Below are 13,571 nucleotides of genomic sequence, written 5' to 3' on the forward strand. Positions count from 1 at the left end.
ACATGAAAGAGAGTGTTTGCGTTTATGCTCCAGCATCAATCGGCAATGTCAGTGTCGGTTTTGATGTACTGGGCGCAGCAGTCTCTCCAATAGATGGCACATTACTTGGAGATCGAGTAATGGTTGCCACTGGAGAGTCAGAGTTTTCATTAAAAACAGCAGGGCGTTTTGTCAGTAAGTTACCTGCTGATGCGAAACAAAATATTGTGTATCGCTGCTGGCAAGTGTTTGCCACAGAAGTGGCGCGTAAAGGTATCGCACTGCGCCACTTAGAGATGACTCTAGAGAAAAACATGCCTATTGGTTCAGGGCTTGGTTCTAGCGCTTGCTCTATTGTGGCGGCATTAGATGCGTTAAACCAATTTCATAATAACCCGCTTAATGAAACCGAGTTGCTGGCCTTGATGGGCAAGATGGAAGGTGAAATTTCTGGTGGTATCCATTATGACAATGTCGCCCCTTGCTATCTTGGCGGCGTACAACTGATGGTAGAAGAACTGGGTATTATTAGCCAAGAAGTGCCTAGCTTTGATGATTGGTATTGGGTGATGGCGTATCCGGGAATCAATGTTTCAACGGCAGCTGCTCGTGAAATATTACCTGCTCAATATCGTAGACAAGACATTATTGCGCACGGTCGTCATTTAGCGGGCTTTATTCATGCCAGTTATTCAGGTCAATCAAAGCTAGCCGCTAAAATGATTAAAGACGTGATTGCTGAACCTTATCGACAGCGTCTGCTTCCTGGCTTCCCTGAAGCGAGAGAATACGCTGAAACAGTGGGCGCACTCACTTCTGGAATTTCTGGAAGTGGCCCCACAATGTTTACTATCTGTGATAGTTTAGAGGTTGCCGAAAGAGTGAAAGCTTGGCTTGAAACCAACTACGTACAAAATGATGAAGGATTCGTGCACATCTGCAAAATAGATCAGCAGGGCTCGAAGGGAACAGGAAGTAAATTATGAAGTTGTATAACATCAAAGAAAACGACGAACAGGTCTCATTTGGACAGGCTGTTCGACAAGGTTTAGGTCGTAACCAAGGACTATTCTTCCCAACGGATATTCCGAAGTTGGATAACATTGACGCTTTACTTGCTGAGGATTTTATCACTCGCAGTAGTAAAATATTGTCAGCATTGATTGGTGATGAACTCTCACAAGCGCAAGTTTCTGAGATGGTGAACTCTGCGTTTGAATTCCCTGCACCTATTAAGCAAGTAAAAGATGGCACTTACGCTTTGGAATTGTTCCACGGTCCAACACTAGCATTTAAAGATTTTGGTGGCCGCTTTATGGCGCAGTCACTGGCAACCGTTTCTGAAGGCGGCCAAATCACGATATTGACCGCGACTTCAGGTGATACTGGCGCGGCGGTAGCGCATGCTTTTTATGGTATGCCGAATATCAACGTTGTTATCTTGTATCCAAAAGGCAAAATCAGCCCACTACAAGAAAAACTCTTTTGTACTTTGGGCAAAAACATTCATACCGTGGCCATTGCTGGTGACTTTGATGATTGCCAATCTTTAGTTAAGAAAGCCTTTGATGACGAAGCACTTCGTCAAGAAATTGGTTTGAATTCAGCAAACTCAATCAATATCAGCCGTTTAATGGCGCAGATTTGTTATTACTTTGAAGCCGCTGCTCAACTGAGCAAAGAACAGCGTGAGAATCTAGTGATCTCTGTTCCAAGTGGTAACTTTGGTAACTTAACCGCAGGTCTGCTAGCCAAGGCTCTAGGCTTACCTATTAAGCGCTTCATTGCTGCCACTAATGCCAACGATACTGTTCCTCGTTACCTAAAAACGGGCAAGTGGGATCCAAAACCTACCGTTGCAACAACTTCAAACGCAATGGACGTTAGTCAACCCAATAACTGGCCGCGTATCGAAGAGCTTTGCCAACGTCAAGGTTGGGGCTTAGATACATTGGGCAGTGCTACTGTGACGGATGAGCAAAGTGCTGCAAGTGTTCGTGAACTCAATGACTTAGGTTACCTATGTGAGCCACATGGCGCGATAGCGTACCGTTCTTTACAAGAGCAACTTAATGATGGCGAAACAGGGCTATTCTTGTGTACAGCTCACCCTGCTAAGTTTAAAGAAGTAGTTGATGACATTTTAGGTAGTGATATTGAATTGCCGGGACCACTGGCGAAGCATGCGGTAATGGATCTATTGTCAGAAGATTTAGACAATGATTTTGAACTACTAAAAGCGGTACTAAGAAAAGTGCAGTAGCACATTTACCGTTATCAGCATAAAAACGACGCTTCGGTGTCGTTTTTTTATATTTTGCTTAGAGCAAAAAAAAGCTTGGCTAGTGCCAAGCTTTTTTCGCAATTTACTTAAAAACTAGTAATTACATAGTCTCAGTAAAAGTACGAGCGATAACGTCACGTTGTTGCTCTGGAGTTAGAGAGTTGAAACGTACAGCGTAGCCAGAAACACGGATAGTTAGCTGTGGGTATTTCTCTGGGTGAGCAACTGCATCTTGAAGAGTTTCACGCTTAAGAACGTTCACGTTTAGGTGCTGACCGCCTTCTACTTTAGGTGCTTTTTCGATAGCTACTTCACGGCTTTCGAAGTCACCTAGATCTGAAGCTGCGATTAGTTGATCTGCTTCATAACCAGACGTTGCAACAACACAACGTGCTTCGTTCTTTTCAGAATCTAGTAGCCAGATAGAGTTTAAAAGCTCATCGTTTGCTGCTTTTGTAATTTGAATACCTTTGATCATGATTTCTCCTCAGCCACATATGTGGGTTAGATTTACGGATAAACTTGGAGCGTTTTTAGTTCGCTCACTGCATGTTTGCCATTTTAATATTGATTTAAGTCAAAAAACAACTAAAAACCGCATTTTTTTTAAGGTATTTTCCATGATTAGGATCAACTTTTAATTAATTCATAGGCTTACGCCATTTAAATTAACAAGCTGTATGGATTTGAAAGCTAATGTGTGGTTTTTTAACAACATTTGTATCAAAATCATTGCTATTCAGATTGAGCATAACAGTTTGAGAGTGATCATTTTTTGAAGTCAGTGAGAGTTTTTATGTCAAATAAAAAATTTATAGGTGCCCATGTTTCTGCTGCTGGTGGTGTGGAGAACGCGCCCATTAGAGCCAAAGAAATTGGTGCCAACGCATTCGCTTTATTCACCAAAAATCAGCGTCAGTGGGTGGCAAAGCCATTAACGCAAAAAAGCATAGATTCATTTAAGAAAAACTGCACGGCTTTAGGCTATTCATCACAGCAAATTTTGCCCCACGATTCTTATCTGATTAACTTAGGTGCGCCAGAAGAAGAGAAGCTAGAAAAATCCCGCGCGGCGTTTATTGATGAAATGGAGCGTTGCGAACAGCTTGGTCTTACTTTGCTAAATTTTCACCCTGGCAGTCATTTGAAAAAAATCTCCGAGAGTGAATGTTTAGCGCGTATTGCTGAGTCCATTAATCTAGCGCATCAAGCCGTGCCAAATGTGATTGCCGTGATAGAAAATACAGCAGGACAAGGCACTAACCTTGGTTGGCGCTTTGAGCATATTGCTGAAATCATCGAGCAAGTTGCAGACAAAAGTCGTGTTGGGGTTTGCCTTGATACTTGCCACACTTTTGTGGCGGGATACGATCTCAGAACTGCTGAAGCTTGTGAGCATACTTTTGCCGAGTTTGATCGCATTGTCGGTATGCACTATTTACGTGCAATGCACATTAATGACTCAAAAATAGCATTGGGTGGAAAGGTCGACAGACACCATTCTTTGGGGGAAGGAGAGATAGGTTGGGAGTGTTTTAAGTATATTTCTCAAGACTCTCGCTTTGATGGAATCCCGCTGATCTTAGAAACGATTGAGCCAGAAAGATGGCAGGATGAAATTCAAGCAATACGGTCATTTTCTGTGTAACTTATTTTGCAAATAAGCGGATTGTTGGCACACTTCTTTCATCTCATAATGCAACGGACGAAGTCACTACGCATTATGGAGTGTGTCATGTTTAACGTAAATTTTGTACTACCTCAAGCCCGGCCAACACAGCGTGGGCAAGGACATCACCGTACTCCTCAGCGAACACCTAAGAAGAAGTGATATCTAATTTGCCAACAATATGCCAATATTTTCTCCAATACCAAACGTAACGGAGTAGATAAGGTTGAGTTGGCAAGATTTCATAAATACAGAGCGTTCAAAAGAGTACTTTTCTTCTTTACAGGCATTTATTGATGCTGAGCGCTCATGTGGCAAAGTCATATACCCAGCACCTGAAGATGTATTTTCTGCATTTGAACAAACGCCTCTAGAAACGGTTAAAGTCGTTATTCTCGGTCAAGACCCATATCATGGGCCAAACCAAGCTCATGGTCTTAGCTTCTCTGTGTTACCCGGTAATAAAATCCCACCTTCATTACGCAATATCTATAAAGAACTGGCTCAAGATATTCCAGAATTTGTCACGCCCGATCACGGCTACCTGCAATCGTGGGCTGAGCAAGGGGTATTACTGCTTAATACTGTACTGACGGTTGAACAAGGTCAGGCTCATTCGCACGCTAAAAGTGGTTGGGAAATCTTTACTCAACACGCTATTGAATACCTTGTTAGCCAGCAGCAACATATCGTGTTTATGTTATGGGGCGCACATGCACAAAAGAAAGGTGCTTGTATTGATCATGCTAAACATTGTGTACTGACTTCAAGCCATCCTTCGCCACTCTCGGCTAGGCGTGGTTTTTTGGGTTGTCAGCATTTTTCATTAGCCAATCAATATCTAGAGCAACAAGGAAAAACAGAGATCAATTGGCAAATACCGAGCTCTCATCCTTCACTCTTTTAAAAAATACTTAAAACACAATCCCGTATAATCGCGTAAACTTTAAACAGTTGTAGGTATGGAGGAATAGATCATGATGATTGAAAGAATCCAGCGTGAACACGATTATATGATTCGTTTGCTGGCGATATTGAAAAGAAAGCTCAAACAAGTGAAAAGGGAGGAGCCCATCAATTATTCTCTACTAAAAGAGATAGTTGATTACCTTTGTGAGCATTCTGAGAGGACGCACCATCCCAAAGAAGATCTTATTTATCATTACTTTAATGAGAACTACGGTAAGGATGAGACAATCAGTAATTTGGAAGCTGAGCACATTGCACTCTCTAAGACCACTCATGAGTTTTTAGATATGGTCGACATGATCTTGCAAGATGCTGTCGTGCCATTAGATATTTTCGCTGAGCAACTAAATACCTTCATTCGCAGTCAAAAGCAGCACCTTGATCTAGAAGAACATGAAATTTTGCCTTTGCTTAATAAAACTCTGACTACCGCAGATTGGCAATATTTGGAAACTAAATGGGGGGATCAGGAAGATGATCCTGTGTTTGGTGAAACCATTGCCGACAAGTACAAGCAGTTGGCCGATCGAGTGAAGCAGGTAGACAAAGAACTCTGTTAAATTTCGCTAGAATATTAAAAAAGGATGGGGGAAGCCCCATCCTTTGCTGTATAGAGAGTATTGAATAGACTTAGCGCATAGGGTTAACTGGCTAGGGCTAAGAGCCTGTTCGTTTATAACTGAATGTCTTCTAATCGATAACTGCTACACACATCCAAATCCATCAATTCCTTTTGAAGTCTTTGACGATCTTTTATCGCTTCAATTTCACGCCATTTACGTTTTACGGGTTTTGAGCGGGTTCTGCGAGGAGTCCGCGCTTCTGATTCATCAAAGATACTATCAAGTTGCAAGCCATCCATAAGCTATCCCTTTTAGTTGTAATTAAGTACTTTCAGTTTGTATTGATGATGGACAATCAGATACTTTGACCATCTAGCAAACTTAACGACATTATTATCATAAACAGCATGATGGTATCTTTGATGTGTTTAGCAAATATGTACAAAAAGTAAAAATAATGTGTCAATGGTGATGATAATTACACTATGAGATAGCGTAATTGTATAAAAAACAAGCATAAAAGGGTGTGATTTGATTTATCAGATTTATATCGGCATGATGCACACGCAAAATTAAATTCCAAGAATGGTATGAAGTGGACGGTTTGCCTTCTACACTACTCAGGTCTGATACCCATCAAAGCAATTAAATGCTCAGAAATAGCCAAGGGAAAATGCTCGGAACAAAGCATTTCAATAAGCTAGGCTGATAAGTTAATGACTGCGATTGGTATAAATATAAAAAACCAAGTAGCAACCATTCATTTGCTCTCATAGAGTCCCTTTGCATACGAGGTTTATGTGGCTGATATAATTTATCTAATGAACGATCTTCTGTGGGGATCGATTCTCGTTTATCTACTTGTTGGTGGTGGTATCTACTTCACCATACGTCTTGGCTTTATCCAATTTAGACATTTTGGGCACATGTTCAGTGTTTTAAAAAATAGTCGTAAAGCAGACAGTGCGGGCATTTCATCTTTCCAAGCACTTTGTACCAGTCTGGCTGCTCGCGTGGGTACCGGCAATATGGCGGGGGTTGCGGTAGCACTGACCGTGGGTGGTCCTGGCGCCATTTTTTGGATGTGGCTTATCGCTATGCTCGGTATGGCAACCTCATTTGCCGAAAGCTCTTTAGCGCAGTTATACAAAACCAAAGATAGCGACGGTAACTACCGTGGCGGCCCTGCATACTATATGGAAAAAGGCCTAGGTATGCGTTGGATGGGGGTACTGTTCTCAGTATTTCTAATCATTGCCTTTGGTTTAGTCTTTAATGCGGTGCAAGCAAACTCGATTGTTGGCGCTGTTATTAATGCTTTTGAAATTCAAGCGCACCCAATGTCGGTTGGTGAATTTTCCTTTGACAGAAATGCATTGATTGGCGGTGTGATCATTGTTGCGATCTCTTCGTTTGTTATTTTTGGTGGTATTCGCAAAATTGCTCGTACCGCTGAACTTGTTGTACCTGTTATGGCGTTGGCCTATTTAGGTTTAGCGCTATTTGTGATGTTCAGTAACTTAGATAAAGTGCCTGATGTTATCTCGCTTATCTTCAAGAGTGCCTTTGGTCTGCAAGAAGCTGCCGCTGGTGGTGTTGGCTATGCAATCGCGCAAGCGATGATCAACGGCATTAAACGTGGTTTGTTTTCTAACGAAGCCGGTATGGGTTCCGCGCCAAATGCGGCAGCGTCAGCAACGCCTTATCCGCCACACCCTGCCTCGCAAGGTTATGTACAAATGCTTGGCGTATTTACCGATACCATTGTGATTTGTTCGGCAACGGTCGCCATTATCTTAGTCTCTGGTGAATATGTACCACATGGTGAGTTTACGGGGATCGAATTGACTCAGCGAGCATTGAGCGCTGAAGTCGGTCAGTGGGGCAGTATCTTTATTGCGGTAGCGATTTTCTTCTTCGCCTTTACCTCTATCATTGCCAACTACTCTTACGCTGAAACTAACCTTATTTTCTTACGACACAGCCATAAAGCGGGTTTGAATATCTTCCGCGTTATTGTATTGGGTATGGTTTTATTTGGCGCAGTGGCAACCCTACCGGTTGTTTGGGCTATGGCCGATGTTTCTATGGGCTTAATGGCGATAGTGAACATGGTCGCGATTTTGTTACTGTCAGGTATAGTGGTGAAATTGGCTAAAGACTATAACCAGCAATTAAAAGCCGGTGTTGTGCCAACCTTTGATGCGAGAAACTACCCTGAGCTTCATTCTCAGCTTGAAGAAGGGATCTGGGATGATTACGAAGAGCTAAAAGCGCAAGTGGAACGCAACAAGTAATCGAATTCTCCGATTAAAACAATAGTGAAAGCCGTGCTGACTTAGCGCGGCTTTTTTTATACTCTAGTGCAATAGGGTAAGCATTTTTAAGTAAAGGATATCGATATGCTGATTTTAGTCTCACCTGCAAAAACGTTAGATTATGAGTCGCCATTGGCAACTGAACGTTATACACAGCCTGAATTCATCTCTGAGTCAGCAAAATTAATTAATATCTGTAAAAAGCTGACACCGACTGATATTTCAAAATTAATGAAAGTCAGCGATAAAATCGCTGGATTGAATGTGGCTCGCTTTCAAGAGTGGAGCACCACTTTTACCCCCGACAACGCTCGCCCTGCCATTTTGGCATTTAAAGGGGATGTGTATACAGGGCTTGAAGCTGAGAGCTTTAGCGAGCAAGACTTTGATTATGCTCAGCAGCATTTTCGCATGTTGTCAGGTTTATATGGCTTATTGAGACCACTAGACTTGATGCAGCCCTACCGCTTAGAAATGGGCACAAGATTAGAAAACGCTAGAGGCAGCAACTTATACCATTTCTGGGGTGACCAAATCACGGATAAGGTGAATGAGACCTTAGCGGCGCAAGGGGATGACCTATTAATTAACCTGGCCTCTAACGAATACTTCAAATCAGTAAAACCGAAAAATGTACAAGGGCGAGTGATTACGCCAGTGTTTAAAGATTTAAAAAATGGTCAGTACAAAGTGATTAGCTTCTTCGCTAAAAAAGCTCGCGGCATGATGGCGAAATACATCATTCAAAATCAGGTAGACAGCCTCGAAGCATTAAAGCTATTTGATAGTGCGGGTTACTATTTTAGTGATACAGACTCAACCGCCAGAGAGTTAGTCTTTAAAAGAGATCAGCAATAAGATAATCTTTTTCGTCTGAGTACGCATTGATATCAATCCCGTACTCAGACAATACCCAATACCTACCTCACTTTCCTTATCTTTAAAATCACTAAGGGGCGCATCTATGATCCTGCAAACAAATAGATTGCGATTAAGACCTTGGAAGCCCAGCGACTTCGATGCATTTGTACAAATGAATGCGAGCCCAAATGTGATGCGATTTTTCCCCAGCACCTTAACTCCACTGCAAAGTATTGAGTCAGCAAGACGTTTATCCGAAGAGTTGCAACAGCAGCAATGGGGTATGTGGGTAGTCGAAGAAAAGTCGACGGAGCAGTTTGTGGGTATATTGGGTTTGCAGCAAAGAACCATTGATGATGGGATTTTAACTAAACCGTTTAAAGAAATCGCATGGCGTCTAAATGAGCGTCATTGGGGCAAAGGCTTTGCCACTGAAGCCGCTACAGCGGTATTGTATTATGCCTTTGAGCGTATGCATGTCGATGTCATTTATAGCCTCACCGCTTTGGTGAATTTGCCTTCTCAAAGGGTAATGCAAAAAGTGGGGATGCAAGATACCCATGCTAATTTTCAGCACCCACGGCTTGATGTGAATTCTAATCTGAGTTGGCACTGTCTGTATAAAATCAGCAAGCAGCGATGGAAGGCACAACTTTAGTCGCTATCCTTACAACACCATTCTTAAATTTAAAAAACCGAGGTAGCTATGGAACCGCGAGTCAGCATTATTACGTTAGGTGTCGCCGATCTGAAGCGTTCTTATGATTTTTATTCTGCGCTTGGTTTTCCTTCGTCTTATACCGAAGATCAAGATATTGTCTTTTTTCAAACCTCTGGTGTTTGTGTAGCACTCTATCCATTAACAAAACTGGCCGAAGAGGTAGGTATCGAGTTAGCGGAAGGTGCAACAATGGCTTCGCCAGTCATGACCTTAGCGCACAATACTAAGCAGCAGCATCAAGTCGATGAGATATTAGAGCAGGCGGTAGCAGCAGGGGGCAGTTTGGTTAAACCTGCTCAGAGAGTGTTTTGGGGCGGTTATAGTGGTTATTTCAAAGACCCTGATGGTCATTATTGGGAAGTGGCGCACGCCGATTCTTGGCAATTTAATGCAGACGGCAGCTTAGTGATTGAGTAGCTCTGTCGTATTGCCATTAGCATTGGTATTGGAGCAAATAGCCAGATAAAAAATCCCCGACGCTAAGGTCGGGGGGTGGGTATTATTTTTTCTTCTTCTTAGCTTTAGTCGCTGCTTTAGCGGCGGGCTTCTTTTTCTTCTTGAACACAGGTTTCTTGTGTTTTGGACGAAGATCTTTAACGAAACGCTCTTTAATGGCTTCTTTTGTGTATCGTTCTACACGTTCAATCATAGGTTGATCGTGCGCTTCAACAAGAGAAACCGCATTTCCTTTTTTACCAGCACGTGCTGTACGACCAATACGGTGTAAGTAGACATCGGCAGTACGAGGTAGATCGTAGTTGATTACATGGCTTACGTCTGGCAGGTCAATACCACGTGCGGCAACATCGGTTGCGAGCAGTACATTCACTTGTCCATCACGGAAACGGGCAATGGCGTTGTTACGGCGATCTTGCGGCATTTCACCCTGAATCCAGCTACATGGAATTTGAGCGCTATCCAGTTGTTGGCGTAACTCAGCAAGACGTTCACGGGTTTTTAAGAAGATGATACTTCTTTCCGCTTGCTCAGTAATAATGTGTTTTAGCAGGGCAAGTTTATGCTCTGCGTTATCAGCGCGGTGATACCACTGCTGAATTTTTTTACGCTCTTTTAGTGATGACTGCGCATCGATTTCTGCAGGATCTTTTAATAGATCTTCTGTGAAACCTGCTACACCTTTACCTTCAAGCGTGGCAGAGAATAATAAGGTTTGTTTACGCCAGCGACATTCGTTAGATAAGCGATCCACAACAGGGCCAAAGCCCATATCTAACATGCGGTCAGCTTCATCCAAAATTAACCATTCGATAGCGCGACAATCAAATCGTTCCGCATTGATGTATTCCATCAAGCGTCCTGGTGTCGCCACTACGATATCTTGAGTAGTGGACAGAATATCAGCGTGATCTTGATACATAACACCACCAGTAATGGTGAAAATGTTCAAGTTGGTATATTTAGCCAGCTGTTTAGCTTGCTCGGTGATTTGCATCGCTAATTCACGGGTTGGCGTTAGAATTAATACGCGAGCTGGGCCGCCACGACGACGTGGGAAATCCAAGAGATATTGTAACGCTGGAAGTACAAAAGCGGCGGTTTTACCTGTTCCTGTTGGTGCAGATGCAAGGATGTCCTTTCCGTCCAATGCTTGAGGAATGGCTTCACTTTGTACTTTTGTTGGTCTCTCAAAGCCTATTTCTTCTATGGCTTTAATAAGGGATTGGTCTAAATCTAACTCAGCAAAAGTTCTTAACACTGCAGTGCTCCGCAAACGGGTGGATGATAAAAGAAAGTATTATAGTTTAATGGTGATGCTGGTCACACTCTTATTTACATCTTTAGGTAAAAACTCTGTGTTAAAGCAACAAATTGAGCGCTGTAGTGCTCGTTTTGATGAATGATCAGCTCACTTTGGTCGGTTTTTGTGTGCTCGCTCCCTTTTAGTTGTAGCTCAAATAAGTAGCGCGAGTGATTTTTTCTGGCAGTAGTTTTTACTTTGCACAGCCGAGTTAATTGCCATTGTTGCGCGACAGCGTGCTCGATAAATTGCTCAGCTTCTAGGCTAGGCAAGATAAAACTGGCCCTTCCTTGGTCTTGCAGAAGCTCCCCACAACAGCGTAATAATTCAGGGTGAGGCAGGGTGGCTGTGTGTCTGGCGGTGGCTCTGCTGGCTAAGGCTGACTGTTCGCCCGAGTTAAAATAAGGGGGATTGCATATGATGCCATCAAACTTAGCTAAGTTATTGCGGCTAAAAGCAATCACATCATGGTGTTGTAAAGTGATGCGATCTGCCCAGGGGCTGGCAGAAAAATTAGTCTGCGCTGCCTCAATGGCATGCGGGTCGATATCAATGCTAGTTAACGTTAGCTTGGGCTGCCTTTGCGCGCACATCAGCGTCAATAACCCTGTACCTGTGCCAATATCTAAAAGATGATGACAGCCAGAGAGTGTGGCCCAAGCGCCTAATAGAACACCATCGGTACTCACGGGCATGCCGCTGTGACCACCCCAAATAGTAAATTGTTTAAACTGAAAATCTTTAGTGCTGGCTTTCATCGATTAAAGGCTTTTGGTTTTGCGAAGGTTAAGGGTATTGGTGATAAAAAGTTATGTGAGCAGAAGTGGCAGTGGCGCGTGGCAAGGAGGCGATTACGGCACCTCCTTACTTATCAATGAGTCTATTGCTTACAAGGTGTCGGCATATTCGGTAAGAATTTGCTCACACCAAGCGGCAATCCGCTCATCGGTTAATTCATATTGCGCTGCATCATCAAGAGCAAGGCCGACAAATTGAGTGCCGTCGGCGGTTAATGCCTTTGATGCTGCAAATTCGTACCCATCGGTAGGCCAGTAGCCGATAAAGTTAGGATTGCTTGGCTGAAGCTGCTGATGAAGTAGTCCCATCGCATCCTGAAACCATTCGCCATATCCTTCTTGATCCCCTAAGCCGAACAATGCGACGTGCTTGTCGGTTAGCGGTATGCCATCGATGTCTTGCCATAATGCGCCCCAGTCCTCTTGAAGTTCACCGAAATCCCATGTGGAAATGCCGAGAATCAAAAAATCATAATCGTTCATTTTGGCAAGTGGCGTATCTTTTACGTTGTGTAGATTTACAATCTCACTTCCAATAATGTCTTGAATTTTTTCCGCAGCCATTTCGGTATAGCAGGTAGTAGAGCCGAAAAATAGTCCTATTTTCATTATTTTTATTACAGCTAATTGTCATACTTTTGATTCTACCCTTATTTTTAATAAGTTTCAGTGTTCCGCTCTAGCAATCACAGTTATGCTTGTATACTTTAGGCTATTATTTTGAGAACCATAGGTCTTTTAGCTTGTTAAATCAGAATCTTATAGAACAATTTTTAGACGCTATATGGATGGAAAAAGGTTTATCAGAAAATACCTTAGCTTCCTATCGTTTAGATTTGAGCAAGCTTTCTCAATGGTTAGATCATAATGATTCAGATCTCACCTCTGTAAACCCTGAAAAGTTATTGGAATATCAGGTGTGGTTGGCTGAGCAGAAGTTTGCTCAATCAAGTCGTGCGCGCATGCTGTCGGCAATGCGTCGTTTATTTCAATATCTGTATCGTGAAAAAGTACGCGCGGATGACCCTAGTGTGTTATTGGTTCGCCCTAAATTACCAAAACGTTTACCGAAAGATATTAGCGAACAACAAGTTGAGAGTTTACTCAGTGCGCCTAATGTCGATGATCCTATCGAGCTTCGTGACAAAGCGATGTTAGAGCTGTTATACGCCACTGGATTGCGCGTCTCTGAGTTGGTGGGTTTGACGATGGAAAACATGAGTTTACGTCAAGGTGTGGTGCGCGTTGTGGGTAAGGGCGGAAAAGAGCGTCTAGTACCTATGGGCGAAAATGCCATTGATTGGATTGAACGTTTTTTGACCCAAGGACGACCTGCGTTAATGGGAGAGCACTCTTCGGATGTGGTTTTTCCCAGTAAACGTGCTCGACAAATGACCCGTCAAACGTTTTGGCACCGCATAAAGTACTATGCTTTGATAGCAGGCATAGATACCGAGACTTTGTCACCACACGTTATGAGGCATGCTTTTGCGACCCATTTATTGAACTATGGGGCTGATTTACGTGTCGTACAGATGTTATTAGGGCATAGTGATCTATCTACTACCCAAATTTATACTCATGTTGCTACCGAACGACTAAAACAGATCCATCAGCAACACCATCCAAGAGCGTGATATTAACAACAACT

At 42.9% G+C, this 13,571-nt stretch carries 15 protein-coding genes; 10 read left to right on the plus strand and 5 right to left on the minus strand.

Features of this window, described 5'->3' with window-relative positions:
* Positions 1 to 2: 2 nt before the first annotated feature.
* Both thrB and thrC read left to right on the plus strand, forming a co-directional pair.
* Positions 3 to 965, plus strand: a complete 963-nt coding sequence (thrB, locus tag QV280_RS02090; protein WP_152821297.1) for a homoserine kinase — start codon at positions 3 to 5, stop codon at positions 963 to 965.
* Complete coding sequence (gene thrC / locus QV280_RS02095) at positions 962 to 2,242, plus strand: threonine synthase (RefSeq protein WP_152821295.1); 1,281 nt, start codon at positions 962 to 964, stop codon at positions 2,240 to 2,242. The genes thrB and thrC overlap by 4 nt, the downstream gene beginning before the upstream one ends.
* Positions 2,243 to 2,363: 121 nt before the next feature.
* On the opposite strand, the gene grcA is transcribed toward thrC, so the two are convergent.
* Positions 2,364 to 2,741 (minus strand): autonomous glycyl radical cofactor GrcA, encoded by a 378-nt coding sequence (grcA, locus tag QV280_RS02100; protein ID WP_023404500.1) that lies wholly within the window; start codon positions 2,739 to 2,741, stop codon positions 2,364 to 2,366.
* A 318-nt stretch (positions 2,742 to 3,059) separates the two neighbouring features.
* Between grcA and nfo the strand changes: the two genes are divergently transcribed.
* The 3 genes from nfo to QV280_RS02115 all read left to right on the plus strand — a co-directional run bounded on the left by nfo (position 3,060) and on the right by QV280_RS02115 (position 5,461).
* A complete protein-coding gene (nfo, locus tag QV280_RS02105) occupies positions 3,060 to 3,911 on the plus strand; it encodes a deoxyribonuclease IV (RefSeq protein WP_152821293.1) in 852 nt (283 codons plus the stop codon).
* Between the two features lie 247 nt (positions 3,912 to 4,158).
* Complete coding sequence (ung, locus tag QV280_RS02110; protein ID WP_152821291.1) at positions 4,159 to 4,839, plus strand: uracil-DNA glycosylase; 681 nt, start codon at positions 4,159 to 4,161, stop codon at positions 4,837 to 4,839.
* 70 nt (positions 4,840 to 4,909) lie between these two features.
* Positions 4,910 to 5,461 (plus strand): hemerythrin domain-containing protein, encoded by a 552-nt coding sequence (locus tag QV280_RS02115; protein WP_152821289.1) that lies wholly within the window; start codon positions 4,910 to 4,912, stop codon positions 5,459 to 5,461.
* Between the two features lie 113 nt (positions 5,462 to 5,574).
* On the opposite strand, the gene QV280_RS02120 is transcribed toward QV280_RS02115, so the two are convergent.
* Complete coding sequence (locus QV280_RS02120) at positions 5,575 to 5,763, minus strand: DUF3545 family protein (RefSeq protein ID WP_152821287.1); 189 nt, start codon at positions 5,761 to 5,763, stop codon at positions 5,575 to 5,577.
* A gap of 501 nt (positions 5,764 to 6,264) precedes the next feature.
* Between QV280_RS02120 and QV280_RS02125 the strand changes: the two genes are divergently transcribed.
* From QV280_RS02125 to QV280_RS02140, 4 genes are all read left to right on the plus strand, one after another.
* The gene (locus tag QV280_RS02125; protein ID WP_023404505.1) at positions 6,265 to 7,761 is read left to right on the plus strand and encodes an alanine/glycine:cation symporter family protein; all 1,497 of its coding nucleotides are present in this window, start codon (positions 6,265 to 6,267) and stop codon (positions 7,759 to 7,761) included.
* Positions 7,762 to 7,866: 105 nt separating this feature from the next.
* Positions 7,867 to 8,640, plus strand: coding sequence for a peroxide stress protein YaaA (gene yaaA / locus QV280_RS02130; protein ID WP_152821285.1), 774 nt, complete (start codon positions 7,867 to 7,869; stop codon positions 8,638 to 8,640).
* Between the two features lie 106 nt (positions 8,641 to 8,746).
* A complete protein-coding gene (locus QV280_RS02135) occupies positions 8,747 to 9,301 on the plus strand; it encodes a GNAT family N-acetyltransferase (RefSeq protein ID WP_152821283.1) in 555 nt (184 codons plus the stop codon).
* A gap of 48 nt (positions 9,302 to 9,349) precedes the next feature.
* Entirely contained in the window at positions 9,350 to 9,781 is a 432-nt protein-coding gene (locus tag QV280_RS02140; protein WP_023404508.1) for a VOC family protein, read from the plus strand.
* A gap of 82 nt (positions 9,782 to 9,863) precedes the next feature.
* Here the strand turns inward: QV280_RS02140 and srmB are convergent, their stop codons facing one another.
* From srmB to fldB, 3 genes are all read right to left on the minus strand, one after another.
* The gene (gene srmB / locus QV280_RS02145; protein WP_367869597.1) at positions 9,864 to 11,081 is read right to left on the minus strand and encodes an ATP-dependent RNA helicase SrmB; all 1,218 of its coding nucleotides are present in this window, start codon (positions 11,079 to 11,081) and stop codon (positions 9,864 to 9,866) included.
* Between the two features lie 74 nt (positions 11,082 to 11,155).
* Positions 11,156 to 11,881, minus strand: a complete 726-nt coding sequence (locus QV280_RS02150) for a tRNA1(Val) (adenine(37)-N6)-methyltransferase (RefSeq protein WP_152821279.1) — start codon at positions 11,879 to 11,881, stop codon at positions 11,156 to 11,158.
* A 129-nt stretch (positions 11,882 to 12,010) separates the two neighbouring features.
* Complete coding sequence (gene fldB, locus QV280_RS02155) at positions 12,011 to 12,529, minus strand: flavodoxin FldB (protein ID WP_023404511.1); 519 nt, start codon at positions 12,527 to 12,529, stop codon at positions 12,011 to 12,013.
* Positions 12,530 to 12,708: 179 nt separating this feature from the next.
* Here fldB and xerD point away from each other — a divergent pair, with 179 nt between their 5' ends.
* Complete coding sequence (xerD, locus tag QV280_RS02160; RefSeq protein ID WP_253912583.1) at positions 12,709 to 13,557, plus strand: site-specific tyrosine recombinase XerD; 849 nt, start codon at positions 12,709 to 12,711, stop codon at positions 13,555 to 13,557.
* Positions 13,558 to 13,571 lie beyond the last annotated feature (14 nt).

Source organism: Vibrio sp. B1Z05 (genome assembly GCF_052955985.1).